Below are 26,589 nucleotides of genomic sequence, written 5' to 3'. Positions count from 1 at the left end.
CTTACACATTAAGTGCATTTTCACTATCTATATTAAGTGCAACTTCAATACCTTCAAGAGTAGAATTTAAAGCTACACGTGGACTTTTTGCATCACCAATCACATGGAAAGGAATTTCTAAATCTCTACATTTTAATTGAACATCTTCTAAAGCTACTGAAGTTGCACCAAGAGCAACGACTACAGCATCACAATTAATACTTGTTTCAGTTTCATCTTTAACATATACAACTTCATTTTCTTTTATTTCCACAACCTTGGCACCAGGAATTTGATTAACACCTATTACATACATATTTTCAAGCATATTCATACTTCTAATCCAGCCTAAATCTCCACCGAATCTGTCAGATTCATCAATAACTGTACATTTTATACCTTTGTCAGTTAAGTATTGAGCAGTTTCTAAACCTACCATTTTTCCGCCAAGTATAACTACATTACCAGAAAGTTCTATATTACCAGATAAAACTTCTTCATAAGTAAATACATTTTTACTTTCTATACCTTTTATTTCAGGTTTTGAAGCAACAGCACCAGTTGCAATTATTACTTCATCAGGATTAATTTGAGATACCAACTCAGGAGTTACAACTGTATTTAACCTAACATCAACACATAAACGAGTAGCTTCTTTAGCTTCCCAGTTAACAGCATCAAGCATCTCACCTTTATATGGAGCAGCGCCAGCTAAGTTAAATTGCCCACCTAATTTATTGCTAGCTTCACATAAAATTGGGTTATGCCCTCTAACTTTTAGCATGTTAGCAGTCATCATACCACCCATACCACCACCAGCTATTAAAACTGTTTTAGGGTTAGTTGTTTTAGTAATAGGTTGACCTTCTTTACCAACCATAGGATTTCTCATACAAGTAATTGTAGGAATATTTGGATTCATTATAGAGTCAAAGCAGCCCTTCAAGCAACCAACACATAAACGTATACTATCAGTTTTACCATCTTTTGCTTTATTACAGAACTCATGATCTGTAATTTGAGCACGACCTATAGCAACCAAATCACACTTTTCTTCTTCTATAAATTTATTTGCAATTTCTGGATGATTGATTCTACCAACTCCAACTACAGGCATTTCAATAGCATCACGTATCTTTTTTACATTTTCAATGTTATATCCGCGAGGAGTATCAATTGAAGGAACTTCATATTTTAGAGCTGCAGACTTATTATTACCTCTTGAAATATCAATTATATCAACGCCTTCAGCTTTAGCCATCTTTAAAAACTCAATTACATCTTCTATAGTAAGTCCATTTTGAACATAATCATCTAATGCATCTACACGCATAAATAAAGGCATAGTTTCTGGCATATTAGCACGCATAGTACGAATAACTTCAAGTGAAAATCTTGCTCTATTTTCTAAAGAACCATTATATTCATCATCACGTTTATTAAAAGCAGCACTTAAGAATGTATGAGGAAGATAAGTATGAGCAGCATGGAATTCTATAGCATCACAGCCAGCTTTTACTGCCATTTTAGTGGATTTTCCATAACAATCAACAATTTCTTTTATATTTTCATGAGTCATGCCTTCTGTAACCATAGGAGTTCTATCTTTTGGAAGTAGAGCTATTGCAACTTGACCACCATGCCAAATTTGAACACCTATTTTACCACCAACGCTATGTACGCTATCTATAAGTTTTTTCATACCTTCAAAATGTTCATCTTTATAAAGGGCTACATAACCATTACCATGAGTACTTGGGTGTATAGCACAAACCTCAGTAAAATTAAGTCCACAGCCGCCTTTTGCAATTGCTACATGATAATCAATTAAATTTTGTGTAACAAGTCCAGTAGGAGAAGCCATTTTTGTCATCATTGCTGGAAGTATTACACGGTTTTTTATTTCTAAATCTTTTATTTTAAATGGAGAAAACAAAGAATTATAGTTCATAATCATATCACCTTTCACTATTAAAATTTATTATTTAGCTATACGTTATATTTATAAAATTACATTACAATTCCACCATCAATATTTAATATTGCACCAGTTGTATATGAAGAATCCTCTGAAGCAAGGTATACAAAAGCACCAGCCATTTCATAAGGCTCAGCCATTTTTCCAAGTGGAGTTACTTGTCTCATATGTTCAACCATTTGATCTGTAACAAACTTTTTTACCATTTCAGTAGCCACAGAACCAGGAGCAACAGCATTAACTCTTATATTGTATTTACCAAGTTCTCTAGCAAATGATCTTGTAAGGCCATTTACAGCAAACTTAGAAGCAGTATAAGCACATTGTCTGCCAGCACCATTTACACTTACTAAAGAGCTTGTGTTAATTATATTACCACCGCGGGCTTTCATAATTTTAACCGCAGCTCTTGTGCAACGGAACATTCCTGTAACATTTACGTCCATAACTTCTTCAAATTCTTCATCTGTCATTAAATCGATATCTTTTGTAGCTGTAATACCAGCATTATTAACTAATATGTCAACATAGCCCCATTTATCAACTACTTGTTTAAACATTTCATTGATTTCATCAGTACTTGACATGTTTGCGTGAACTGCTATAACATCAGCATTAGGATATTTTTTTTGGATAAGATTTAGTGCGTTATTTGCAGTTTCAGCTCTACTTCCACATATTGCAACTTTAGCACCTTCTTTGACATATCTATCAACTATAGCAAAACCAATGCCACGTGATCCGCCAGTAACGATTGCAACTTTATTTTTTAGTTTCATAAAATTAATTCCTTTCAAAGTTAGTTTATATGTTAATTACAAAACAATTACAATGGAGTTATAAATTAGATAAGATAAAACAAAACTAAAAAATTTAATTTAATGTGATAAATAAATTTTTATTCAATTAATAGAATTGAGTATTCGAAATAATTACATTATTAGAAATGATTAAATTTTCCAAAACAACTATTGAGATAATCGTAGGACACAAAATTTAATTTGTCAATAAAATTTTAAATTTGAAATTGTAAAGTTTTATAAAAAATAAAAAAGCTGCAAAATTTAATATTTACAACTTTTTTAACTATTAGAAAGTAAATCAGATATTGTTTTTGAAATATCTAATAAATCTTTAATAATATCTTGTTTATGAAACTTATTTAAGTAAGATTTGTGACCGTATATACTAAGTGTTGCTATAGCTTTCTTATTATTTAAAATAGGTACACAGTAGCAAAGTTCATCAAAGTGATACTCACCAGATTCATAAGCATAGCCATCATTTTTTACCTTTTTTAAGTAAGCAACTAAATCATCAATGCTTGTGAAGAAGTTACCTTTAAATCTGCTATTAGATACTTTTGAAAGGTAAATTTGTATTGCTTCATTAGAAGATTCCAACTGGCAGTTATAAGCTAACATACAATGAGCTACGGCAGGACGATAAGCCTCACAATTTAGAGGATCCTCATGTAGTGAATAAAAAGTTGTAGTGTAGTAACCAGAGTAGTTTCCTATCACAAAAACATTTGAACCTTCAATTACGGATAGAGAAACTGAGTTGCTATATTTTTCTGCTAAAAATGCCATATATGGTCTTGCAGTAGTAGCTATTGGTAAATTATTAGCAGCTGAAAATCCAAGAATGAGCGCTTTACTACCTATTGTATACAGACCTGTTTTAGGATCTTTTGATAGAAAATCTTTTTGATACATTGTGGTTAAAGTTCTATGAACAGTACTTCTGTGTAAGTTCATAACTTCAGCAATAGAAGAAACGGACATTTTACCACCATTTGAATGAATAAGACTTAATATATCTAAAGCCCTATCTAAACTTTGTAAAGAAGACAAACTTATATAAACCCCTTTCGAAATATATAATTTTTTTCTTATAGTATAGCATAATTTAAATAAAAAAATAAAAAATAATTGTTCCATATAGTGCGACATTCATATGGAGATAATATAAAAAAATTATAAAAAATAAGTTGAAATGTATGTAAATATCGAACTTATAGTACGTTTATAGTTTATTTTTAATAAAATAACTTTAAAATAGTGTTGCGGTATATGAAAAGGGTTGCTACAATGAAATTGAAATATACTTTTAATACTTAAAAACATATTATTTTCAATAAAATTCAAAACAGTTACATTTTATACTATTCAAATATTCAGATTAAACTTAATTAATTCAAAATAATAGAATTTAAAACAATTAAATTCCAAATAATTACACCTAATAAAATTCAAAACAACTATTAAAATTTATTTAAGGGAGAAGTAATTATGGATAATTTTAAACTATATACACCAATTAACATAGGCAATGTTGAAATAAAAAATAGAGTTTTAATGGCGCCTATGAGCCTTGGCTATGAAGAAAAAGATGGAAATGTAAGTTCAAGACTTCAAGACTTCTGGATTGAAAGAGCCAAGGGTGGAGTAGGTCTTATTGTTGTAGACGCAGTTACAGTGGATAGCTCAGTTCCATATTTAGGATTTACAATTAGTTTAGGAGAAGATAAATTTATCCCTAAATTCAAATCGTTTGTAGATGAAATTCATGCAAATGGTTCAAAATTATTTCCTCAAATTACACATCCAGGACCTGAATCTATTTCATGGATGTTTGGTAAAACACCAGTAGCTTCTTCAAACTATATAAATAGTTTAGGAAAATCAGTTAGAGAACTTAAAGTAGAAGAAATTGAAGCTATAGTTGAGCAATATGGTGATGCTGCAAGAAGAGCTAAAGAAGCAGGTTGCGACGGGGTAGAGTTTCACTGTGCCCATGCATATATGTTAGCAGGTTCTTTCTTATCTCCACTTAGAAATAAAAGAACAGATTGCTATGGAGGTAATTTAGACGGTAGAGCTAAATTTGCTTTTGATGTAATTAAAAATATAAAGAAAAAAGCTGGAGATGATTTCCCTATACTTATGAGAATTTCAGGCGATGAAAGAGTATTAGGCGGAAATACATTAAATGATATGTTGTATTTAGTACCTAAATTTGTAGAAGCTGGGGTAGATGCTTTTGAAATTTCTGGTGGTACTCAATATGAATTATGTTGGAAAATAATCCCTTGCCATTATGAGTCACCAGGAGTAAATATAAAAGAAGCTGAAGCTATTAAAAAAGTTTCTAAAGTACCTGTATTTGTAGTTGGTAAGATTAATGATATAAAACTTGGCGAAAGTTTAGTTGAAAGAGACGTTGTAGATGGAGTAGTATTTGGTAGACCTTTACTTGCTGATCCTGAACTTGTAAATAAAGGGTTTGAAGGAAGATATGAAGATATAAGACCATGTGCAAGTTGCGGTGGACCTTGTATAACAAGAGAAAGATCTAACCCAGTTGCAAAATGTGCAATAAACCCTGAACTTGGGCGTGAAAAAGAAATGGCTATTACAGAAGCAAAAATAAAGAAAAATGTAGTAATAGTAGGTGGTGGACCAGCTGGTTTAGAAACTGCAAGAGTTGCAGCTAAAAGAGGTCATAAAGTTACTTTAATTGAAAAGTCAGATAGACTTGGAGGTCAAATAAATCTTGCAGCTATTCCTCCTCACAAACAAGATTTAACAAGATGGGTTAAATATTTAAAAGTTCAAGTTGAAAAATCTAATGTAGATATAAAATTAAATACAGAAGCAACAGCTGAGTATATAAAAGAATTAAATGCAAATGTATGTATTATCTCAACTGGTTCAACTCCGTTTATACCAAAAGTAAAAGGCATAGAAAATATTGATGTTATAACAGGTAGTGATGTGCTATCTGCAAAGGTTAAAGATGCAATACATGGAAAGGTTCTTGTAGTTGGAGGTAGTCTTGTAGGATGTGAAGTTACTGAAACCATATTGCACAATGCAGTAGGACCTGTACAAATTCATATGATTGAAATGTTAGGTGAAATTGCACCAAATCTATGCCCAAATAATAAAGTACCTCTTATGAAAATGCTTAATGAAAAAGGCGTTGTAATGAGCACTAATACAAAACTTTTAGAAATTACAGAAGATGGTACAGGAGTTATAGTTGAAAAAGATGGAAAAGAAGAAGTGCTAAGTGGATTTAGTAAAATAATTTTCTGTTGTGGTGCAAAACCGGTAAATAATTTAGCAGATGAACTAAAAGATATTGAAGTACACATTATAGGAGATGCCAACAAGCCAGGACAAGTCCATCATGCTATTGAAGCAGGAGCAATACTTGCAAGAAAAATAGGAGATGTAGAAAATTTAGATAGCGAAAAAGCGATTGCAAATTAAAAATTAAAGAGGGGGATCCGGTATGAGTACTATTGAAAAGTTAGAACAAAGATTAATACAAATGGAAAAGGAAATTACAAGACTTAAAGATATAGAATCTATAAAAAGTTTGAAGGGAAAATATCTACGTTGCTTAGACTCTAAGCTATGGGGTACAATAGGAGAATGTTTTTGTGAGGATGTAACGACAAGTTACTCAGATGGAAAACTTTCTTTTACAGGTAAAGAAGAAGTTGTAAATTTCTTTAGAACTTGTATGCCACCAGAACATATAACTATGCATCAATGTCATACTCCTGAAATCGAGTTTGAAAGTGATACTGTAGCTTTTGCATATTGGTATTTAGGAGATAACCTAATATTATTAGATAGAAATATGGGAATTAGAGGTGGAGCATTTTATCGTGAAAGCTATGAAAAAGTTAATGGAGAATGGAAAATAAAGACAATTGGATATAAGCGTACATTTGAAGAAAGATGGGATAGAAATGATCCAAAAAGTGCAAAGATTACTTATAATATGCATAGTAAAGAATAAAATAGTCAAGTGATTAACTCTTATGTAGGATATAAAGCTTTTGTATTAAATATAAAACTATCCTTATTTTTAATAATATATATTGTTTTTAAAGATCCTTACGAGGGTCTTTTTTTACGCTTAAGGAAATTATGATACTTCATAAACTGTAGATAATTATTGAAATTAAGCAATACCAATTAGTTTTATGAGCGTAAAAAAGACATTTTGAGCAACGGACGAAGTCGTTGGCGACATGAAGTGTTTCGCCGACACGTCGCTCAAGCGCAGCGAATTTTTTATATCTTTAAAAATATAATACAAGTATAATCAAATTCATTGAATTTTATTTTTGTATATAAAATATGAAGGAAAATGTAGAGTCTGTACGGAATTGGAGAATATATTATTTATAGTGAAACCATTATAAAAGCTATCGGGGTCGAGATTCAAATATAAATAAGTTAACAAAACGATATATTAAGGGGGGAAGTATATGATAAAAAATATACCTTTAGAGAATAAGATTAACAAACATAGAAAGATATTAAATTCCATTGCAGAGCTAGGAAGAAAAGAGTTTAAGACGTCACAATACATAAAGGATTATTTAGATGGAATTAATATATCATATAAAGAATATCTAGATACATCTATCGTAGGAATTATAAAAGGAAATAATGGTGATAAAACTATAGCATTTAGAGCAGATATGGATGGATTGTTAACAGATGAAGGTCCGAAACACTTATGTGGACATGATGGACATATGAGTATATTACTAGGTCTTATAGAATTTATCAGTATGAATAAAGAAAAATTAAAGGATGATATAGTATTTATATTTCAACAAGCAGAAGAAGGTCCAGGTGGAGCTAATGAGTTGATTGAAGCAGGAATAATACAAGAATATAATATAGATGAAATTTATGGTCTTCATATATATCCAGATATAGAAACAGGATATATAGGAGTAAGAAGTGGATATTTTATGGCACAGGCAGGAGATATAGATATAAATATATATGCTAAAAGTGGGCATGGAGCAATGCCTCAAAATGGAATAGATGGAGTTGTAGTTGCCTCGAATTTAGTCACTAATCTTCAAACGATAATATCCAGAAATGTAAGTCCTATTGATACAGCTGTACTTAGCATAGGAATTATAAATGGAGGAACAAGAAGAAATATTATAGCTGAAAATGTTAATTTACAAGGCACAATAAGAACATTTAAGCCAGAAGTATATAGTAAGATTAAAAAAAGAATACTAGAAGTGTGTAAAGGAATGGAAGTTTTATATAATTGCAAAGTAGATTTAAAAATAAGAGATGATTACCCAGCTGTTAATAATGATAAAAAGTTATATGAAGAATTTATACAAATCATAAATAAAGATAGGCTAATACAACTTGAGCCACTTATGATATCAGAGGACTTTTCATATTATCAAAAAGAAGTACCAGGATTATTTTTCATGCTAGGAGCAAGAAATATAGAAAAAGGGTTTGTTAATGGACTTCATAACATTAATTTTGATTTTGATGAAGAAGTTTTAAGAAATGGTCTAGAAATATTTATTAAATTGTTAAAACATAAGAGATCAATATGTTAAAATACATTTAAAAATTTATACTATGAGTATAAAATAAGAATTATTTAATATATAGTTAAAGAAATGAGTTTTTATAATTAAAGGATACCCCTATAAATGTTTGTATAAATTTCGTCTAAATGACAAGAATACAAATATGTAAAGGGGTGTTTTTTATGGATTTAAATAAGCCAGGCAAAAAAAGTACAAGTAAATCTAAAAAGAAAAAAATATTGACAGACAATGATATAATGAAATATGAGATAGCATCAGAACTAGGTCTAATAGACAAGGTAAATGAATTAGGCTGGGCAGGTCTTACAGCTAAAGAAGCTGGAAGAATTGGTGGAATACTCACATCTAGAAAAAAACAAAAGAAAAAGATGGAGGAGTCAAATAAAGAGGATGGATCAGTATAAAGATTTTGCATTCATCTATGATGAACTTATGAATGAAGTTGATTATAATGGATGGGTTGAGTATATAGAAAAAATAATAGAAAAAGAAGGTACTAAAGTACAGAATATATTAGAATTAGCTTGTGGTACAGGAAATTTAACTATACCATTAACTAAGAAAAACTACGATATTGCAGGAATAGATATATCAGAAGAAATGCTTGGAGTAGCTAGAGAAAAAGCAGAAAAAGAAGGTGTAGAGTTAGTATTACTACAACAAGATATAGCTGAATTAGACTTTGATATAACAAATTTAGACTGCGTATTATGTGCTTGTGATGGATTCAATTATATAACATATGATGAAGATTTAGAAAATGTATTTAAAAAGACATATGAACTTTTAAAGGAAAATGGATTATTTATATTTGATATAAGTTCATTCTATAAATTGTCATCTGTACTTGGAAACAACATGTATGGAGAAAATAGGGAAGACATAGCTTATATGTGGCAAAACTACTTTGATGATGAAGAAAATCTAGTAGAAATGGAATTAGCCTTCTTTGTAAAAGATGAAGACGGTAGATTTGAAAGATTTGAAGAAGTTCATCAACAAAGAGCATATACAGAAGAAGAAATATTAGACATGTTACAATCAGTAGGATTTAAAGATATAAAAGTTTATTCAGATTTTACATTTGAAGCACCAAAAGAAGATAGTGAAAGGATATTCTTTGTAGGTAGAAAATAAAGGCATATATGGAGGAATTGTTATGAAGGATTATGTAATAAGAGCAACTGCAGGAGAAGGTCAAGTTAGAGCTTTCGTAGCAACTACTACTAACCTTGTAGAAAAAGCAAGAGAAGTACATGGTACAACAAAGGTTGCAACAGCGGCTTTAGGGAGAACATTAACAGCAACATCAATAATGGGGTTAATGATGAAAAATAAAGGTGACAAGGTTACTGTTATAATAAAAGGTGGAGGTCCAATAGGAACTATACTTACAACATCTGATTCTACAGGAATGGTAAAAGGATATGTTCAAAATCCACAAGTAGAAGTACCAGATTATGAAAATGGAAAGCTTAACGTGGCTGCAGCAGTAGGAACTGATGGAGTAGTTAAGGTTATAAAGGACTTAGGTCTTAGAGAGCCTTACAATGGAGCATACCCACTTGTAAGCGGTGAAATAGCAGAAGACTTCACACATTATTTTGCATTATCAGAGCAAACACCATCTGTAGTATCATTAGGTGTTCTTACAACAGAGTATGAAGTAGAACATGCAGGAGGATTTGTTGTTCAGCTTATGCCAGATGCAACAGAAGAGACAATATCTCAACTAGAGCAAAATATATCTAAGTTAGACTCAATAACAAATATGATGTTAGAAGGAAAAACTCCAGAAGATATATTAAGTATAGTATTAGAAGGACTAAACCCAAGAATATTAGATAAAATAGAAGTTGGATTTGAATGTGAATGTTCAAAAGAAAAAGTTGGAGAAGCGCTAGTTTCTATAGGAAAGAGACAACTTCAAGAAATAATAGAAGAAGATAAAAAAGCTGAAATAGGATGTCAATTCTGTAACTCAAAATATAATTTTAATGAAGAAGAATTAATAGAACTATTAAATAGCTTAGAAAACTAAAAAATAAGCTCTTTTGCTAAGTACCTTATTAAATGGTAAAATATACTTATGCAAAAGAGCTTTTTTACTTACTAAGGGAATTTATCGCCTTGGAAATCGTGGATAATCTATAAATTAAAGTTATATTAATATATTTGAAAAAAGTAAAAAAGAATTTTTGAGCAGCGGACGAAGTCGTTGGCAATATGAAATAGTTCGCCCATACATGGCTCAAGCAAAGCGAATTTTTATTATAAAAAATTACATATAACAATGGGGTGAAATAGGTAATGAACTTTAACCAAGGACTGGAACTAACTCAATCTCAAAGCCTAGTAATGACGACTCAGTTAAAGCAATCATTAGCTATACTAAATATGAGTAAGTTAGAGCTAGACGAAGAAATAAAAAGAGAATGTGAAGAAAATCCTTTAATAGATGCAGAAAAAACTACAGAAATAGATTGGGAAGCATATATTAAAAATATTGAAAAGTCCAACTTATATGATAAAAATGAGGTTAGCTACAACAGGGATAATGAAGTTAGCTTTGAAAATATGGTAAAGTATTCATCAAGCTTATATGAAGACTTACATTTTCATATAAGTTTATATAAGCTAAGTAAAAAAGAAATGGAAGTTTGTGACTATATTATCGACAGTCTAGATGAAGATGGATATTTAAGAGTAAATGAAGAAGAAATAATAAGTGAATTAAATATAGATAAAGAGTTATTTGAAAGCTGCTTATTAAATATACAACAATTAGAACCAAATGGTGTAGGAGCAAGAAACATATCAGAATGCTTAATTATACAAATAAGAAATTTAGGTATAGACAATGAAATATTAGAAAAAATTATATTAAATGACTTAGAATTGATAGGAAATAATAAATATAGGGATATTAGTAAAAAATACAAAATATCTCTGCAACAGTGTGTAGATATGATGGAAATAGTTAAAAGTCTAAATCCAAAGCCAGGTATATCTGTTAGTAAAGAAAGTAGTATGTATATACATCCAGATGTAATAGTCGAAAAATTAGATGGGGAGTTTATAGTATATAGAAATACTAACGATAACTATCAATTAAACATAAATAATTTTTATAAAGAAATACTAAAAAATGCAAGCTCAGATAATAGTGCAAAGTCGTTTATAAAGGAAAAATTAAATTCAGCGACAATGCTAATTAAGAGCATAGAAAGTAGAAATAGTACAATTATGAAAATAGCAAAAGAAATTGTAAAGTCTCAACAAGAATTTTTTGAAAATGGAGTCAGGTATATAAAGCCTATGAGGATGAAAGATATTGCTGATAGATTAGGTTTTCATGAATCTACAATAAGTAGAGGTGTAAATGGAAAGTATATGCTAACAACTTTTGGAATATTTGAATTTAGATATTTTTTTAGTAGCGCTATAGAATCTAATAAAGATGAGGGTACATCTAGCTTAAGCATAAAAAAAATGATACAGGATAAAATAAAAGCGGAAAATAAGAAAAAGCCATTAAGTGACGACAAGATAGCAAGTATGTTAAAAGAAGAAGGGATTAATATAGCTAGGAGAACGATTGCTAAATATAGAGAAGAGCTTAAAATACCATCTTCAAGTAAGAGAAAACAATACTAGTATTAGAAAATAAAAATAAAAATATCTCAAAAACTATTGAAATATATTTACATTTCATTTACAATAAAATTATCTTGTGGGACTAAAAAAATACACGGGGACATAAAAAGTCCCTCAGTGGACGTTGATGAAGGAGACAATATGAGTAACTTAATAAAAATTCAACAAAAACTAATTCCACAAGTTATAGAGCTAATGGAGAAAAGATACTCTATTTTAAGACAGATATCCTTGAGTGAACCAATAGGTAGGAGAACCTTATCAAATGTTTTAGGAATTAGTGAAAGGGTCGTAAGATCAGAAACTGAGTTTCTAAAAGAACAAGGTCTTATAGAGGTAGCAGTATCTGGAATGACCATGACTCAAGAAGGTATGGATCTTTTAGAAGAGCTTAAAGATATCATGAACGATATCATGGGATTATCAACGCTACAAGAAAAGGTAAAAGAAAAGCTTGGAATAAAGAAAGTTTTACTAGTGCCTGGTAGCTATGATCAAAATCCTAGCTTAATAAAAGATATAGCAAAACTAGGATCAGAGTATTTCTTAAGTATCTTAAAAGATGGAGATGTAGTTTCTATAACAGGTGGAAGTACTATGTTAGAGTTTTCAAATGCTATAAAGACTGACAAAAAATACGAAAATACAACTGTAGTACCTGCAAGAGGTAGTATGGGAAAAGATGTAGTGAGTCAATCTAACAACATAGTAGCGACAACAAGTAAGAAATTAGGAGCAAACTACAAATTATTACATATACCTGATGAACTAGGTACGGAGGCTATGAAAACACTTACACAAGAGCCTCAAATAAAAAAGACTTTAGATATGATTGAAAAAACTGATGTATTAGTGTTTGGAATAGGAATTGCACTGGAGATGGCCAAAAAAAGAAGGCTTCCAGAAGAAAGAATACAAGAACTTATTGATAAAGATGCAATAGGGGAAGCATTTGGACATTATTTCAATAAAGATGGTGAAATAGTATGCAAGCTAAATACTGTAGGGATACATCTAGATACTTTCAAAAAAACTAAAGAGAACATAGCTATATTTGCTGGAACTCAAAAAGCAGAATCTTTTATAGCTATGACAAATATCAATAAAAACATATCACTAGTAACAGATGAAGAAAGTGCAAATAGAATATTAGAGTTATTACAATAGTTTACAACTAGCAATTGCTAGTAAAAATATATTTTATACACAATTTAGGAGGTAGCATTATGGTTAAAGTTGCTATAAACGGATTTGGTAGAATAGGAAGATTAGCTTTAAGAAAATTAATGGAGCAAACAGATAAGTTTGAAGTTGTTGCTATAAACGACTTAACAGATGCTAAAACATTAGCTCACTTATTTAAGTATGACTCTGCACAAGGAAGATTCAATGGTGAAATAGAAGTTAAAGAAGGTGCTTTCGTAGTTAATGGACATGAAATAAAAGTTACTGCTGAAAGAAACCCAGCTGATTTACCATGGGCTGAGCTTGGAGTTGATATAGTATTAGAGTGTACTGGATTCTTTACTTCTCAAGAGAAGGCTGGACTTCATTTAGAAGCTGGAGCTAAAAAAGTTGTTATATCTGCACCAGCTACAGGAGATTTAAAAACTGTAGTATTCAATGTTAACCATGATGTATTAGATGGAACAGAGACTGTTATATCAGGGGCATCTTGTACAACTAACTGCTTAGCACCAATGGCTAAAGCATTAAATGATGCATTTGGATTACAAAAAGGATTCATGACTACAATACATGCATACACTAATGACCAAAATACATTAGATGGTCCTCATGCTAAGGGAGACTTAAGAAGAGCTAGAGCTGCTGCTGCAAGTATAGTTCCTAACACTACAGGTGCTGCAAAAGCTATAGGTTTAGTTATACCAGAATTAAAAGGTAAATTAGACGGAGGAGCTCAAAGAGTTCCAGTTATAACTGGTTCTTTAACTGAATTAGTTTGTACATTAGATAAAAAAGTTACAGTAGAAGAAATAAACGCTACTATGAAAGCTGCTTCAAATGAATCATTTGGATATACTGAAGAGCCATTAGTATCTTCAGATATAATAGGAATAGACTTTGGTTCATTATTTGATGCAACTCAAACAAGAGTTATGGAAGTAGACGGACAACAATTAGTTAAAGTTACTTCTTGGTATGACAATGAAATGTCTTACACTGCTCAATTAATAAGAACATTAGGATACTTTGCTGGTTTAGCTAAGTAATTTAATATAGAGTCCAGGCTTGTAGTTTAAACTACAGGCTTAGGACTTTTTTAAAAGAGACTTACAACAAATAACAACTAAAAATAAGGTATGCTAAATTCGGTGTTATAGAAAGATTATTCATTTTAACAATGGGTTAGCTTGATTTAAAGGAGAGAGATAAATATGTCAATGCTTAATAAAAAGACTATAGAAGATATAAATGTATGTGGAAAAAAAGTTTTAGTAAGATGTGATTTCAATGTGCCTCTAAAAGATGGCGTTATAACAGATGAAAACAGATTAAACGGAGCTTTACCAACAATAAAGTACTTAATAGAAAATGGAGCAAAAGTTATATTATGTTCTCACTTAGGAAAACCAAAAGGAGAAGCTAAGCCAGAATTATCTTTAGCACCAGTAGCTACTAGATTATCAGAAATGTTAGGTAAAGAAGTTGTATTTGCAGCTGATGACAACGTTGTAGGAGAAAATGCAAAGGCAGCTGTAGAAAAGATGGAAAATGGTGATGTAGTATTACTACAAAACACTAGATATAGAAAAGAAGAAACTAAAAACGAAGAAAACTTCTCAAAAGAATTAGCATCACTTGCTGAAATATTTGTAAACGATGCATTCGGAACTGCTCATAGAGCACACTGTTCAACAGTAGGAGCTGGCGAGTTCTTACAAGAAAGAGCTTGCGGATACTTAATTCAAAAGGAATTAAAGTTCTTAGGAGAAGCTGTTGAAACACCAGTAAGACCTTTTACTGCTATACTTGGAGGAGCTAAAGTATCTGATAAGATAGCTGTTATAGAACAATTATTAGAAAAAGTAGACAATCTAATAATAGGTGGAGGAATGGCTTATACATTCTTAAAAGCACAAGGATATGAAATAGGAACTTCTCTAGTAGAAGAAGAAAAAGTAGATTACGCTAGAGAAATGATGAAAAAAGCAGAAGAAAAAGGCGTTAAGTTATTATTACCAATAGATAACGCTGTTGCTGATAAATTTGCTGATGTTGAACCAGTTATAACTGAAGATGCAAATATACCAGCAGGATTCATGGGACTAGATATAGGACCTAAAACAATAGAGTTATATGTAAATACAGTTAAAAACTCTAAAACAATAGTATGGAATGGACCAATGGGAGTATTTGAATTTGAAAACTTCAACAAAGGTACATTAGCTGTTGCTAAAGCTATGGCAGATTTAACTGATGCTACTACTGTAATAGGTGGTGGAGATAGTGCTGCTGCAGTTAACCAATTAGGATTTGGAGATAAGATGACTCACGTATCAACAGGTGGAGGAGCTTCTTTAGAATTCTTAGAAGGTAAAGAATTACCAGGTATAGTAGCTTTAGATAACAAATAAATTTGAAAATTATCGTAAGGCATTTATTTGTCAAACATTTATATATATGACCACAGTTTAGTTTTACCTTAATAGGTAGAACTACCTTAATAAATATTTATTAAATCTAGAGAAATCTTAAATAAGGTTTCTCTTGGATTTAATCAAAGGTGGAGGAGTAAAAAATGAGAAAGCCTATAATAGCAGGAAACTGGAAAATGCACAAAACTATAGCAGAAGGTATAGCTTTTGTGAATGAAGTTAAAGATAAAGTAAATAATGATAAGGTAGAAGCTGTAATATGTGCACCTTTCACTTTATTAAAAGACTTAAAAGAAGCAACTAAAGGAACTAACATAAAGATAGGTGCTCAAAACATGCATTTTGAAGAAAAAGGGGCATTCACTGGAGAAGTATCACCACTTATGTTAAAAGAATTAGATATAGACTATGTTGTAATAGGACACTCAGAAAGAAGACAATACTTCAACGAAACTAATGAAACAGTAAATAAAAAAGTTTTAAAAGCTCTAGAAGTTGCTATAGACCCAATATTATGTGTTGGTGAAACTTTAGAAGAAAGAGAAGCTGGAGAAACTAAAGCAGTTTGTAAAGTTCAAGTTGAAAAAGCTTTAGAAAACGTAGCTAAAGAAGATTTAGCTAAGGTTGTTATAGCATATGAGCCAATATGGGCTATAGGAACTGGAAAGACTGCAACTAGTGAAGATGCTAATGATGTAATAAAATACATAAGAGAAGTTGTAAAAGATATATACGGAGACCTAGCTAACGAAGTTAGAATTCAATACGGTGGAAGTGTTAAGCCTGCTAACGTAGCTGAAATAATGGGTCAAAGTGATATAGATGGAGCATTAGTTGGTGGAGCTAGCTTAGAAGCAAGTGACTACACTCAACTTGTTAACTACTAAGGAGAGGAAACTATGAAAAAGCCTATAGCATTAATAATAATGGATGGTTTTGGAGAAAGCAAAATAGTAGACGGAAACGCTGTACTAAATGCAAATACTCCTAATCTAGACAACTTAATAAAAGAATATCCGCACACTTTAATAAGTGCTAGTGGACTTGATGTAGGTCTTCCAAATGGACAAATGGGTAACTCAGAAGTAGGACACACTAACATTGGGGCAGGAAGAATAGTATATCAAGACTTAACTAGAGTTAGTAAGGCAATAGAAGATGGAGATTTATTCAAAAACGAAGTCTTACTAGAAACTATGAAAAATGCTAAGACTAGCGCACTTCATTTAATGGGATTAGTATCTGATGGTGGAGTACATTCACATATAGACCACTTAAAAGGCATCTTAAAGATGGCCAAAGAAAATGGTGTTGAAAATGTATATGTACATGCATTCACAGATGGTAGAGACACAGATCCTAAAAGCGCATTAAAATATATACAAGATATAGAAGACTATATGAAAGAACTTGGAGTAGGTAAATTTGCTTCAGTTTCTGGAAGATACTATGCTATGGACAGAGATAAGAGATGGGATAGAATTAAGCTTGCATATGATGCAATGGTTAATGGAAAAGGATTAACTGCATCTAGTGCAACAGAAGCTGTAGAAAACTCTTATGCAGAAGATAAGAATGATGAATTCGTTCTTCCAACAGTTATAGTAGAAAATGGACACCCAGTAGGTCTTATAAAAGAAGGGGATTCAATAGTATTTGGTAACTTTAGACCAGATAGAGCTAGGGAGATAACTAGAGCAATAGTAGATACAGATTTTACAGGATTTGAGAGACCAAACATGAAAACATACTTTACATGTTTAACTACATATGACATAACTATAAAAAATGTACATGTAGCATTTAAACCTCAAAGCCTTGAAAATACATTAGGGGAATATTTAGCGAAAAACGGTAAAAAGCAATTAAGAACAGCAGAAACTGAAAAATACGCTCACGTTACATTCTTCTTCAATGGTGGAGTTGAAGAACCTAATGAAGGTGAAGATAGAGAACTAGTACCATCGCCAAAGGTTGCAACTTATGATTTACAACCAGAGATGAGTGCTTATGAAGTAACAGATAAGTTACTTGCTAAAATAGATGAAGACAAATACGACTTTATAGTTGTAAATTTCGCAAATCCTGATATGGTAGGACATACAGGTGTAATAAAAGCAGCAATAAAAGCTGTTGAAACTGTAGATGAATGTGTAGGAAAGGTAGTAGAAAAGATACTTTCTAAAGGTGGAGAGGCTATAATAACTGCTGACCATGGTAATGTAGAACTTATGCAAGACCCAGAAACTAAATCTACTATAACAGCACACTCTACAAATCCAGTACCATTTATATTAGTAGGAGAAAAAGATAAATCATTAAGCCTAAGAGAAGGCGGAAGATTATGTGATATAGCACCTACAATATTAGAAATGATGAATTTAGATAAACCAGAACAAATGACTGGTGAATCTTTAATAATAAAATAAATTTTAAAATTAAAACTATAAAATAATAAAATATAAAACCCCATCAAAGAATTTTTTTATTAAATATAAGATATTATATTCTTAAAAATAGGTATAATATTAAGTAGTTTACTTAATTTTTAAAATTTAGACATTAAAAGTAGCAAATAAACCATTTAAAATCGAAGGGAGATACAAACATGTCAGTTATAGAATTAGTATATGCTAGAGAAGTATTAGACTCAAGAGGAAATCCAACTGTAGAGGTTGAAGTAGCTTTAGAAAGTGGAGCTCAAGGTAGAGCAATAGTTCCATCAGGAGCATCAACAGGAGCTTTTGAAGCTGTTGAGTTAAGAGATGGCGACAAGTCAAGATACTTAGGAAAAGGTACTGAAAAAGCTGTTGCTAATGTAAATGAAATAATAGCTCCTGAATTAGAAGGAATGGATGCATTTGACCAACCAGGAATAGATGCATTAATGATAGAATTAGATGGAACTCCAAACAAAGGTAAGTTAGGAGCTAACGCAATATTAGGTGTTTCTATGGCTGTAGCTAGAGCTGCTGCTGATGAAGTAGGATTACCATTATTCCAATACATAGGTGGAGTAAATGCTAAGCAATTACCAGTGCCAATGATGAACATATTAAATGGTGGAGAACATGCTGATAATAACGTTGACGTACAAGAGTTCATGATATTACCAGTTGGAGCTAAAACATTCAAAGAAGGATTAAGAATGGGTGCAGAAGTATTCCATTCATTAAAGAAAGTTTTAGGAGAAAGAGGATTAGCTTGTGGTGTAGGTGACGAAGGTGGATTCGCTCCAAACTTAGGATCAAACAGAGAAGCTTTAGAATTAATAGTTGAAGCTATAGAAAAAGCTGGATACAAGCCAGGAGATGACGTAAGATTAGGTCTTGACGTTGCTGCTACAGAAATGTACAACAAAGAAACTAAAAAATATGTTTTAGCTGGAGAAGGTAGAGAATTAACTGCTGAAGAAATGGTTAATTTATATGAAGATTGGGCTAACAACTTCCCAATAATAACTATAGAAGATGGATTAGATGAAGAAGATTGGGATGGATGGAAGTTATTAACTGATAGATTAGGAAACAAATTACAATTAGTTGGAGACGATTTATTCGTAACTAATACTGAAAGATTAGAAAGAGGAATAGAAGCTGGTGTAGCTAACTCTATATTAGTTAAAGTTAACCAAATAGGAACAATAACTGAAACTTTAGATGCTATAGAAATGGCTAAGAGAGCTGGATACACTGCAGTTATATCTCATAGATCAGGAGAAACTGAAGATACTACTATAGCTGACTTAGCAGTAGCAGTAAATGCTGGGCAAATAAAAACTGGTGCTCCATCAAGAACTGATAGAGTAGCTAAATACAACCAATTATTAAGAATAGAAGAAACAGTTGGTGAGCAAGCTAGATACTGTGGATTAAAATCTTTCTACAACTTAAAAAAATAATTAAATAAAAGTAATATAAAAGGGGTTTAGATTATCTAAGCCCCTTTTTTACATATAATAAAATTTATTAATATTTTATGGATTTCAACATAGTGTTACAAAAGAAAAGATACAATATAAAACAATTACAGAAAACATCAAACTATACTGTATACCTTGAATACACTAGGGTTATATGATATATTAAAGTGTAAGACAAACCTACAATTAATGAAGGAAAGGAGGGAATATAGATGGATTTAGGTATGATATTAATGGGAGTACAAGTAGTACTATCTATAATTCTTGTAGTAAGCATAATGCCACAAGATACAAAAAGTGCAGTTCCTTCACAATTTGGTGGAGAAGGTAACCAAAGTTACTTCAAGCCGAAAGGAAAAGAAGCATTCTTAGCAAGAACAACTAAGGTAGCAGGGGTACTATTCTTTATAAATGCAATAGCAATGCTTTTAGTAAAATAATATTAAATAATTGGCCATTATTTAATAAAAATTAAGATTTAAAAATTAAATTTAATTTTTAAAGAGGCAGCTACAACTAGTAGTTGTCTTTAATTTTTTTCATCAATTTCTTCTATATAAATATCAGCCCAAGTAACACGATTACAAAAAGGACACTTTAATCTAGATTGAAGACCAGAATTTATAGCAAACATCTGATGAAACTTAATATAAAACTTATGACTACAATTTTTACATACATAAGGAATATGCTTAATTTTATTATAAACAGACACAAAAATCATAGTAATTGAAACGATGGTAATAACTAAAAAACAAAAATTTTGATTAGGAAACTCATAAAACTCAAAAATTAATCCAATTATAAAAAAAAGGACAGACCAAATAATGATAGGTTTGAAAGTAAGACGATTATAAAAAGAAAATTTATCCCAAAACTTACTCATAAAAACACTCCCTATAAACTAATTAACTAAATAGTAGCACTTGCAAATCAAGAAATCTACCTAATAACCCATAGTTATCTAAAAAAAATAAAGTAAAATAAAACAATTTATGATATCAAAACAAAAAGTATAACCTTAAAGTACTAATATCTAAGAATATATTGAAATTTACTAGTTGAAAGTGTTGAAAAATACAAGAATTTTATACACTCTTATCTTGAATTTAACAAGGATTTTTTAGGTTACATAAAGAAATAAATGATTAAAGATGTTACAAAACAATGGAAACAAGGAGGTATAACTATGGCTGTGTTTAAGATGAAGCAAGATGATGAATGGAAAAGAAACTATATATTAGAATTCAATGATATGAGAGATAATTATGAGTACAAACTACAATTAAAAGACGTAGAAATAGAAAGATTAAAATCAGAGATCTTAAGATTAAGAGACAGTAAAAATACTCTAAAACCAAGAGATAAACAAATTTCAGATAGAGATATACAACTTATAAAAGACTTAAGAGTTTGTAAGCTAAGCTATAGTGAAATATCAAAGAGAACAAAATGGAGCAAAGCAACAGTAAGTAGAGTATTAAATGGACTTTATGATTAATAAAAAAAATATAAATTATATAATATAAAGCTCATGCGTTATAAAAATATATAAACATGAGCTTTTTAATATGAAAATACCTATAATTACATGAATAAATATATAAACTCATATAAAAATAAAATATAAATTACAAAATATGGCTATTGTATTGGAATAAATTGCTTTTTTATATACAATAGACTAATAAGAATAGTTTTCTTTAACATAAAATTTTTTATAAGTATTATATTTACTAAAAAAGTATATATTTTAAATATAAGTAGTAAAAAATAAATAAAATTATAATACTAATAAAGTATGTAAATACACAAACTAAGTAATAACAAATTTAAAAATAAATTTAGGAGGAAGCACAAATGTTACCAGGACTTAAAGAACGTTTATTAGGCTTAATAAATGACAAAGCATACAATCCTCTAAAAAAAGAAGAATTAGCATTAATATTTGAAATACACCCAACTGAAATGCCAATGTTTTATAATTTTTTAGAAGAATTAGAAGAAGACGGATATATATGTAAAACTAAAAAGGGAAAAATAACATCTCCAAAATCAATGGGATACTTTGTAGGAAAATTCGTAGCTCATAGAAAAGGATTTGGATTTGTAGAATCTGATGAAGAATACACTCAAGACTTATTCATACCAGCAAGTGAAACAAATAGTGCTATGCATAACGATAGAGTAGTAGCTGAAATAATAAAACCAGCAACAGATGAAAGAAGAGCAGAAGGTGCTGTAATAAAAATACTTGAAAGAGAAATAACAAAAGTAGTAGGATTATTCCAGCCAAGTAAAAGCTTTGGATTTGTAATCCCAGATGAAAAGAAATTTAACCAAGATATATATATACCTAAAAAATACTTTAGTGGTGCAAAGGCTGGAGATAAAGTAGTTTGTCAAATAACTATATGGCCACAAGAAGGAAAAAAGCCAGAAGGTAAGATAGTAGAAGTATTAGGACCAAAAGGAACTAAAGAAGTAGAAATACTATCAATAATAAGAGCACATGGATTACCAGAGGAATTCCCTAAAAAAGTATTACAAGAAGCTGAAAGTGTAGCACAGCCAATAACACAAGAAGAAATAAGAAGAAGATTAGATATAAGAGATATGAACATATTCACAATAGATGGTGAAGACGCAAAAGACTTAGACGACGCTATATCTATAGAAGTACTTCCAAATGGAAACTTTAGCCTAGGAGTACATATAGCAGACGTTACTCACTATGTACATGAAAAAAGCAAACTAGACAAAGAAGCATTAAAAAGAGCAACTTCAGTATACTTAGTGGATACAGTAATACCAATGCTACCTAAAACTCTTTCAAATGGAGTATGTAGTTTAAATCCAAATGAAGATAAGCTTACATTATCAGTATTTATGGAAATAGATAGAAAAGGTAATGTTAAAAAGTACGATATAAAAGAAACAATAATAAACTCAAAAGCTAGAATGACTTATACAGAAGTATCAGACATATTAGAAAAAGATGATGCAGAGTTAAAAGAAAAATTCGCTCACGTAGTAGAAGAATTTAAAAATGCTGAAATATTAGCTAAAATACTAATGAATAGAAGAAAGCAAAGGGGAGCAATAGACTTTGACTTCCCAGAAGCTAAAATAATATTAACACCAGAAGGAAAAGTAGCTGATATAAAACACTACGAAAGAAGAATATCAAACAAAATAATAGAAGAATTCATGCTTATAACAAATGAAACAGTAGCAGAGCATTACTTCTGGTTAAACATGCCATTTGTTTATAGAATACATGAAACTCCATCAGCAGATAAAATGCAAGACTTAAGTAGATTTATATCTACATTTGGGTATACTATAAAAGGAGACTTAGAAGAAGTACATCCAAAAGCATTACAATCAATAATAGAAAAAATAAAAGGAACAAGAGAAGAAGAAGCAATAAGTACAATAATGCTACGTTCACTAAAACAAGCTAGATATTCACCAGAATGTAGTGGACACTTTGGTCTAGCAGCACAGTACTACAGTCACTTTACTTCTCCAATAAGAAGATATCCAGACCTTCAAATACACAGAATAATGAAGGAACATATAAATAATAAAATAAACAACAAAAGACAAGAACAACTAGCTCATACAGTAGAATATGCATCAACTCAATCATCAGAAAGAGAAAGAGCAGCAGAACTTGCTGAAAGAGATGTAAAAGATTACTACAAAGCTGTATATATGGAAGACAAAGTAGGAGAAGAATACAATGGTATCGTATCAAGTGTAACATCATTTGGTATGTTCATAGAACTTCCAAATACAGTAGAGGGATTAAGTCGATTAGCAAATATGGGAGATGACTATTATATTTATGACGATATGACATATACTATAATAGGAGAAAGAACTAAAAAGACTTACAAAATAGGTGACCCAGTTAGAATAAAGGTTGCTAATGTAAATGTAGATTTAAGAGAAATAGACTTTGAAATACTATACAAATTAGAAGATGAAAATGAAATAGAATCTGAAGAATCTATTGAAGAATAGATAATATAATAGTCGAAATACTACCCTCCGTCGGAGATACCGACAGAGGGGGTGGTATTGACTATTTAATGCACTTATGGTATATTTTTACTAATAAATGTTAGTGAAGAATTTTTAAGTAAGAGGTGAGAGTATGGCAGGAACAAAAACACTTGCTACAAACAGAAAAGCAAGACATGAATATTTCATAGAAGAAACATATGAATGTGGAATAGAATTAAAAGGTGCAGAAGTAAAATCTATAAGAGCAGGTAAGGTAAACTTAACTGATGGATTTGCATCTGTAGATAACAGTGAAGTATTTTTAAAACAAGTTCATATAAGCCCATACGAACAAGGAAATAGATTCAATGTAGACCCTCTTAGAGTTAGAAAATTATTACTTCACAAACATGAAATAAGAAAGCTTATAGGAGCAACTACTGTTAAGGGGTATTCATTAATACCTTTAAGTATGTACCTTAAACATGGTAAGGTTAAGATAGAATTAGCCCTAGCAAAAGGTAAAAAGCTATATGACAAACGTCAAGATTTAGCTAAAAAAGATGCTCAAAGAAATATAGAAAGAGAACTAAGAGGAAAATATTAATAGTGATTACAAATACTATTCAAAATTCCATTAGATAACATTGATTTTTATTTTAAAAAGTATTATATTAAATATATCAACAACACAACTTAATATAAATGGTGAAAACAAGGTTTGTGAAAGTAAAGTCCAAGGACTATAAAATACCACGGGGGCGTAAAGGTTTCGACGTGGGTTTGGAACTTGGGGTTGCGTGTCGTGTTACTCTGGGTCACGTAAAAACTGGGGAACTTAAAATAAACGCAAACGATAATTACGCTTTAGCAGCATAGTGCTGCTAGTCCCGCCTCGCCCTCCTGCCGGCTAGGCCTGGACTTCATCTATGCAGGGAACTACTCTCGGGGTGTCTCGACCGAAAGTGGACTAATTGGGACTGGTCAAGCATATAGCCTGCCACTGGGCGATATGTGAGACGAGATTCTAGTACAGTTGGCTACACACGTAGAAGCAACGAGGAAAGGACTTGCGGACAGGGGTTCGACTCCCCTCGTCTCCACCATTGAAATCCACGAAAAACATATTGATATAATAGTCAATATGTTTTTTTATAATTCAAAAAAGTATCTATGATGAATTTAAAATACGTCAAATTCTTTATAAAAACTGATAAAGTATTAAAATAGTTCAATGATTCATGAGATAGATTGGTTTAAAATCAGTTATTGTAAGTGAATTTAAGTATCATACTAAAATAGTAGGTTATTCATTTTAGAAACCAATGGGTACAGATTTAAGTATAAAAATTTTAGATAAGCCTGTCGGTACAATTGACAGGCGAGGTCTTGATATTTCAATTAGACTTAATTATGCATTTTAGTAAAGAGGCACTAATGTAAATTAAAATGGTTTACTAAGAGAATTTTATTATAAAAAAGTTAACTTTGCCATAATAACTCAATATGATATTGATGTAATTGTAAGTATAATAAATAATAGACATCGCAGTGTCTTGGATATAAAACCTTGCCGAGGTCTTTGATACAACATAAATATAAACTGTTGTACTTGCATTGAAAATTATAATTTAAAAGTTTATGATATTTTTTTAGTTTCAATTACATTATTATCCTTATTCATTTTTACTATCGAACTAGTAGAATATAATAATCCTGCATAAGCTATTACAGCATAGATTATTGTAGATATCCATGCATTTGTAAAGCCAGACTTATCAACTATAAATCCAAATACTGTAGAACCTGAACCAAATCCAACCGCAAAGAATATTTGTACAATACCTAATATAGTACCAAATTCTTTGTTACCAAATAGAGCACTAGTCATATAAGATGGTCCTATTATATATGAAAACATAGATATGCCTAGACAAACTGCAAATACAAATCCAAGTGCATTTATCTTACCAATAAATATTAAAGATAAACCACAAATTATAACTAATAATTCTGCTAGTATAAGAGATTTTGTTATACCAAATTTATCAAACAGAACGCCACCACAAAGGTTTCCAAATATTGAAAACAGTCCAAATAGAGAGGCAACTAATGCTGATCCTAAAGTTAATACTTTAGCTTGTTCTAATATTTGTAAGTATGGTATAAATTGTAATGCCATTCCACCAACATATAATCCTACAAATACAAATGATATTGCGAAAATCCAGAAGTATTTTATTTTGCTAACTTCTGCAAAAGTATATCCCCAGTTAGAGCTTTGTGAAGAAGTTTTTTTAGATTTCTTTGATTTATTCATTTCTAATTCAGATTTTGACTTTGGTAATCTCATTACAAATAATGCTATTGGTAATGCTACTATTATAGCTAATAATCCGAATCTTAAATAAGCACCTTTATAGCCAATTGCTGGATTAGATAGCCATTTACCTGCAAATTGTTGAAGAATCATATTGCCAAGTCCTCCACCAGAGAATGCAAGACCCATTGCAATACCCTTATTTTCTGTAAACCAACTATTTATAAGTGTAGGAACTCCTATAGCTGATATTATAGCTGAACCTATTTGAACTAATATAGATAGCGCATAATAAGCGAATATATTTCCTTCAGCTAAAGACATCGATGCAAATCCAACACCTACTAAAATAATACCTAGTACATATAGCAATTTTATATTTGCTTTAGGAGTGGAATATAATTTTCCGATAAAAGGAGAGCATAATGCAGACACTATAGTACCAATTGTGAATATTAGTGAAAATTGAGTATAAGTAAAGCCCTCTCCTGAAGTTACATAACTTGTAAATGCAGGTTGAATATTAGCTGCTAATGAGTATGGAACTGCTTGGATAAGCATACAACCTATAACTATTAACCAGCCATAAAAAAATGTGCTTTTTTGTTTTGTTTGTTCCATGATGAATACCTTCTTTACTTTTATATTTAGAAAAGTTTAATAAGCTTATTAAACTTTTTAGCTAATCTGTTG

22 protein-coding genes and 1 other RNA gene are annotated in these 26,589 nt (G+C 30.7%); 18 read left to right on the top strand and 5 right to left on the bottom strand.

Translation table 11 applies throughout. The features are described from left to right. Position 1: 1 nt before the first annotated feature. The 3 genes from ABHC41_RS05240 to ABHC41_RS05230 form a co-directional block, all read right to left on the bottom strand. Entirely contained in the window at positions 2-1,930 is a 1,929-nt protein-coding gene (locus ABHC41_RS05240; RefSeq protein WP_092922525.1) for an FAD-dependent oxidoreductase, read from the bottom strand. 59 nt (positions 1,931-1,989) lie between these two features. Further along, on the bottom strand, positions 1,990-2,736 hold the full coding sequence (locus ABHC41_RS05235; RefSeq protein ID WP_166504726.1) for a 3-oxoacyl-ACP reductase family protein: 747 nt from the start codon (positions 2,734-2,736) through the stop codon (positions 1,990-1,992). A gap of 303 nt (positions 2,737-3,039) precedes the next feature. Then, positions 3,040-3,813 carry a helix-turn-helix domain-containing protein gene (locus ABHC41_RS05230; RefSeq protein ID WP_166504727.1) on the bottom strand — a complete coding sequence of 258 codons (774 nt, stop codon included), beginning with the start codon at positions 3,811-3,813 and terminating at the stop codon, positions 3,040-3,042. Positions 3,814-4,251: 438 nt separating this feature from the next. On the opposite strand from ABHC41_RS05230, the gene ABHC41_RS05225 reads away from it, so the two are divergent. From ABHC41_RS05225 to secG, 14 genes are all read left to right on the top strand, one after another. Next, on the top strand, positions 4,252-6,237 hold the full coding sequence (locus ABHC41_RS05225) for an FAD-dependent oxidoreductase (RefSeq protein ID WP_195238037.1): 1,986 nt from the start codon (positions 4,252-4,254) through the stop codon (positions 6,235-6,237). Between the two features lie 22 nt (positions 6,238-6,259). Then, positions 6,260-6,775, top strand: coding sequence for a nuclear transport factor 2 family protein (locus tag ABHC41_RS05220; protein ID WP_195238035.1), 516 nt, complete (start codon positions 6,260-6,262; stop codon positions 6,773-6,775). A gap of 475 nt (positions 6,776-7,250) precedes the next feature. Beyond that, the gene (locus ABHC41_RS05215; RefSeq protein ID WP_195238034.1) at positions 7,251-8,369 is read left to right on the top strand and encodes an amidohydrolase; all 1,119 of its coding nucleotides are present in this window, start codon (positions 7,251-7,253) and stop codon (positions 8,367-8,369) included. A 155-nt stretch (positions 8,370-8,524) separates the two neighbouring features. Then, positions 8,525-8,767 (top strand): small, acid-soluble spore protein, alpha/beta type, encoded by a 243-nt coding sequence (locus ABHC41_RS05210; protein WP_166504731.1) that lies wholly within the window; start codon positions 8,525-8,527, stop codon positions 8,765-8,767. Next, the gene (locus ABHC41_RS05205) at positions 8,754-9,500 is read left to right on the top strand and encodes a class I SAM-dependent methyltransferase (protein WP_166504732.1); all 747 of its coding nucleotides are present in this window, start codon (positions 8,754-8,756) and stop codon (positions 9,498-9,500) included. The genes ABHC41_RS05210 and ABHC41_RS05205 overlap by 14 nt, the downstream gene beginning before the upstream one ends. Positions 9,501-9,522: 22 nt before the next feature. Beyond that, complete coding sequence (hslO, locus tag ABHC41_RS05200) at positions 9,523-10,404, top strand: Hsp33 family molecular chaperone HslO (RefSeq protein WP_092922550.1); 882 nt, start codon at positions 9,523-9,525, stop codon at positions 10,402-10,404. A 269-nt stretch (positions 10,405-10,673) separates the two neighbouring features. Next, entirely contained in the window at positions 10,674-12,020 is a 1,347-nt protein-coding gene (gene rpoN / locus ABHC41_RS05195; protein WP_195238032.1) for an RNA polymerase factor sigma-54, read from the top strand. A gap of 141 nt (positions 12,021-12,161) precedes the next feature. Continuing rightward, on the top strand, positions 12,162-13,187 hold the full coding sequence (locus ABHC41_RS05190) for a sugar-binding domain-containing protein (protein WP_271893299.1): 1,026 nt from the start codon (positions 12,162-12,164) through the stop codon (positions 13,185-13,187). A gap of 59 nt (positions 13,188-13,246) precedes the next feature. Beyond that, positions 13,247-14,254, top strand: coding sequence for a type I glyceraldehyde-3-phosphate dehydrogenase (gene gap, locus ABHC41_RS05185; protein WP_092922559.1), 1,008 nt, complete (start codon positions 13,247-13,249; stop codon positions 14,252-14,254). Positions 14,255-14,419: 165 nt separating this feature from the next. Beyond that, the gene (locus tag ABHC41_RS05180; protein ID WP_195238023.1) at positions 14,420-15,619 is read left to right on the top strand and encodes a phosphoglycerate kinase; all 1,200 of its coding nucleotides are present in this window, start codon (positions 14,420-14,422) and stop codon (positions 15,617-15,619) included. Positions 15,620-15,783: 164 nt separating this feature from the next. Further along, positions 15,784-16,527 carry a triose-phosphate isomerase gene (gene tpiA / locus ABHC41_RS05175; RefSeq protein WP_195238021.1) on the top strand — a complete coding sequence of 248 codons (744 nt, stop codon included), beginning with the start codon at positions 15,784-15,786 and terminating at the stop codon, positions 16,525-16,527. 12 nt (positions 16,528-16,539) lie between these two features. Beyond that, positions 16,540-18,069 carry a 2,3-bisphosphoglycerate-independent phosphoglycerate mutase gene (gene gpmI, locus ABHC41_RS05170; protein ID WP_271893296.1) on the top strand — a complete coding sequence of 510 codons (1,530 nt, stop codon included), beginning with the start codon at positions 16,540-16,542 and terminating at the stop codon, positions 18,067-18,069. Between the two features lie 179 nt (positions 18,070-18,248). Continuing rightward, a complete protein-coding gene (eno, locus tag ABHC41_RS05165) occupies positions 18,249-19,541 on the top strand; it encodes a phosphopyruvate hydratase (RefSeq protein ID WP_166504738.1) in 1,293 nt (430 codons plus the stop codon). A 233-nt stretch (positions 19,542-19,774) separates the two neighbouring features. After that, positions 19,775-20,002 (top strand): preprotein translocase subunit SecG, encoded by a 228-nt coding sequence (gene secG / locus ABHC41_RS05160; RefSeq protein WP_166504739.1) that lies wholly within the window; start codon positions 19,775-19,777, stop codon positions 20,000-20,002. Positions 20,003-20,091: 89 nt separating this feature from the next. Here secG and ABHC41_RS05155 read toward each other — a convergent pair whose 3' ends face one another. Then, complete coding sequence (locus tag ABHC41_RS05155; protein ID WP_271893293.1) at positions 20,092-20,448, bottom strand: hypothetical protein; 357 nt, start codon at positions 20,446-20,448, stop codon at positions 20,092-20,094. 303 nt (positions 20,449-20,751) lie between these two features. Between ABHC41_RS05155 and ABHC41_RS05150 the strand changes: the two genes are divergently transcribed. The 4 genes from ABHC41_RS05150 (at position 20,752) to ssrA (ending at position 24,682) form a co-directional block, all read left to right on the top strand. Further along, the gene (locus tag ABHC41_RS05150; protein ID WP_092922577.1) at positions 20,752-21,063 is read left to right on the top strand and encodes a DNA-binding protein; all 312 of its coding nucleotides are present in this window, start codon (positions 20,752-20,754) and stop codon (positions 21,061-21,063) included. Between the two features lie 359 nt (positions 21,064-21,422). Further along, entirely contained in the window at positions 21,423-23,594 is a 2,172-nt protein-coding gene (gene rnr / locus ABHC41_RS05145; protein ID WP_271893290.1) for a ribonuclease R, read from the top strand. A gap of 133 nt (positions 23,595-23,727) precedes the next feature. After that, complete coding sequence (smpB, locus tag ABHC41_RS05140) at positions 23,728-24,183, top strand: SsrA-binding protein SmpB (protein WP_271893289.1); 456 nt, start codon at positions 23,728-23,730, stop codon at positions 24,181-24,183. A 150-nt stretch (positions 24,184-24,333) separates the two neighbouring features. Next, positions 24,334-24,682, top strand: a transfer-messenger RNA (tmRNA) gene (gene ssrA / locus ABHC41_RS05135). Between the two features lie 533 nt (positions 24,683-25,215). On the opposite strand, the gene ABHC41_RS05130 is transcribed toward ssrA, so the two are convergent. Continuing rightward, positions 25,216-26,517 carry a conjugated bile salt MFS transporter gene (locus ABHC41_RS05130; RefSeq protein WP_271893287.1) on the bottom strand — a complete coding sequence of 434 codons (1,302 nt, stop codon included), beginning with the start codon at positions 26,515-26,517 and terminating at the stop codon, positions 25,216-25,218. Between the last annotated feature and the right edge of the window lie 72 nt (positions 26,518-26,589).

Origin of the sequence: Romboutsia sp. 1001216sp1, from assembly GCF_039841805.1 — a bacterium.
Lineage (GTDB): Bacteria > Bacillota > Clostridia > Peptostreptococcales > Peptostreptococcaceae > Romboutsia_C > Romboutsia_C hominis.
Note: the sequence above shows the minus strand (reverse complement) of the source record. Positions and strands in the feature narration are given on the sequence as shown.